The organism is Saccharospirillum sp. (assembly GCF_040881935.1).
Lineage (GTDB): Bacteria > Pseudomonadota > Gammaproteobacteria > Pseudomonadales > Natronospirillaceae > Saccharospirillum.
Genome location: NZ_JBBECH010000086.1, coordinates 1 through 1897, shown reverse-complemented (window position 1 = coordinate 1897; position 1897 = coordinate 1). Strand labels below are relative to the sequence as shown.

2 protein-coding genes are annotated in these 1897 nt (G+C 64.7%); both read right to left on the bottom strand.

The features are described from left to right. A partial coding sequence (locus WEB54_RS15945) for an AAA family ATPase (RefSeq protein WP_368056698.1) occupies positions 1–956 on the bottom strand: 956 nt, incomplete at its 3' end. Then, positions 953–1897, bottom strand: a 945-nt coding sequence (locus WEB54_RS15940) for a PD-(D/E)XK nuclease-like domain-containing protein (RefSeq protein WP_368056697.1), incomplete at its 5' end; no start/stop codon positions are given. The genes WEB54_RS15945 and WEB54_RS15940, both read right to left, overlap by 4 nt.

Here is a 1897-nt window from a genome sequence, read left to right as displayed (position 1 = left end):
GGGAATTCCGAGCGCTTCAGGAGCGAGATGCGCTCGACCTTCGCCTGGCGCTTGAAGCGCGCCTCGCCGTCCTTGATCTCTTCCAGCAGCGCGCGCAGGTCGGCGAGCTGCGCCTCGTCGATCGCTTCATCCTGGTCGCCGGCAGCCGGGGATGCCTCGGTGCTACGTAGGGCGGAGGAACCTTGGCGGTCCCCCGGCTGCGGCGAGCCTTTGGCCCAGTCGGCGAGCTTGCGGCCTGATGTCTCGTCGATAGGCGCATCGAGCGGGAACAGCGCCTTGTGCTGCTCCTGCAACTTGATCGGCATTGGATAGCCGGGACGCGAGGCGAGCAGCAGAAATGACGCCGTGAGTTCATACGGCAGATTCTTTTCGCTGATCGGACACCAGCCGTCGAGGCCGGTCGAGGTCTGTTTCTTGCGGACTTCCATTCTGCCGGTTTCGCCGCGCACCATTTCGATCTTCTCTTCGGCCCTGAAGCACAGGATCAGGTGCGCGCGTACTTGGAGGAGCTTCGAAACAAAGCGCTTGTGGCCGGCCTTCGGCTTGATCCAGGCGGCCATCTTGACGGCCTCGCGCTTTTTCCAGTCGTCTCCTGCCATGCGTTCGAGTTCGGCTTCGTGCATGTCGAGCAGTCCACCGTCGCCCGCGTGCTCATGTGAGACGGAATCGACGACGATAACCGGATAGCCTGCTTCGTCTGCCGCGCGGATGGCCTCGGCGTAGGCGAGAGGAGAAAACGGCGGCTTCAGGTCGCCGTGGTCGAAGCGGAAGGCGTCGGCGTAATGCTTGGCGCGCCCAGCTTCGGTATCGATGACCGCAAAGGGCTTGTCGCCGCAGATGCCCTTCGCGAGCCGCATCGCGGTGTAAGTCTTACCAGATCCGCTTGCGCCGGCGAGGCCGATGAGCAGCCCTACGTTCTCGCGCACCGCCGGCCGGAAGCTGAAATTCTCGCTCATACGGTTGCCCTCTCAAGCATTTCGTCGATGCCATCTCTCGCCTGCGTCGTGTAGGCTTCTGCCTGCGCGAGCTGATACAGCATCGGCTCCGAGTACGCGATGCGGTTCGGGTAGCACGGCCACTTCTTCGACTTCATACAGGACGCCCAGAGCTGCACCGCGTAGTCGCGCTTGCGCTCGGCGATATCCCACATGGCGGGCGCGAGGCCGACGAACGACACGGCATACGGCGGGTAGTTCTCCTGTACGCAGAAAATGAACTGCGCGAGCTCCGGGCCTGCCGTGCGCGCGTTGCCGTGCTGGTAGAACGCGGCCTGCAGGTCGTAGCCGAGCGGGATCATCTGATTGCGAATCCAGGCATCGGGTGACGCGCTGCCGCCCGTGGTTTTATAGTCCACGATCACGCGACGATCTTTGCGCATCAAATCAGCGCGTGCGCGGCACCAGATGCCGACCGGCTCCAGCCATTGCAGCGTGACTTCGGCGTCGAATGCCGCGAGCGGCATCGGAAGATCGCCGCAGTTGGCGAGCGCCGCGCGTGCAATCTCGGCCATCCTGCGCGCGGGTTCGAGCTTGCGGGCGAGCACGGGAATCAGTCCGGCCTCATGCGCCGCCTCGCGAGCCTCTTTCGCGGCCTTGGTGCGCCAGTCATCGGCCTCGATGATTGCCAGGCCCGCCTCGCCTTCGAGCAGCAGCGCATGCGCGAGGCTGCCGGCGTCGAGAACATCGTCTTGCTCTGGCCGGTAGTCTGGATTCAGGCGCGGGTGCGCGTGCCAAGCATGCAGCGCCGATTGCGTGATGAGCCGGTGCGCGATGCCGCTGGTGAGCGATGGTTCGGGGCACGGATCGGCCAGATACTCGGCCATCGGCACGCCGAGGCGCACGGCGCGCTCCTCGTCCTCGCGAATCGCCGCGTCCTTGGCGAGCGTCATTTCGTCGAT